The organism is Staphylococcus sp. HMSC035D11 (genome assembly GCF_001836075.1).
Lineage (GTDB): Bacteria > Bacillota > Bacilli > Staphylococcales > Staphylococcaceae > Staphylococcus > Staphylococcus hominis.
Map to the genome: position 1 here is coordinate 1 of NZ_KV827206.1, position 396 is coordinate 396.

Genomic DNA, 396 nt, shown 5'->3' on the forward strand with positions numbered 1-396 from the left:
TTGTACATTGAAAACTAGATAAGTAAGTAAATAGATTTTACCAAGCAAAACCGAGTGAATAGAGTTTTAAATAAGCTTGAATTCATAAAAAATAATCGCTAGTGTTCGAAAGAACACTCACAGATTAATAACTATATTAGATTAAGTTATTAAGGGCGCACGGTGGATGCCTTGGCACTAGAAGCCGATGAAGGACGTTACTAACGACGATATGCTTTGGGTAGCTGTAAGTAAGCGTTGATCCAGAGATTTCCGAATGGGGAAACCCAGCACAAGTTATGTTGTGTTATCGACAAGTGAATTCATAGCTTGTCAGAAGGCAGACCCGGAGAACTGAAACATCTTAGTACCCGGAGGAAGAGAAAGAAAATTCGATTCCCTGAGTAGCGGCGAGCG

1 rRNA gene is annotated in these 396 nt (G+C 39.9%); it reads left to right on the forward strand.

The annotated features are described in order from the left end of the window. Positions 1–139: 139 nt before the first annotated feature. Positions 140–396: ribosomal RNA gene (locus HMPREF2647_RS00285) — 23S ribosomal RNA — on the forward strand; the annotation flags it as partial.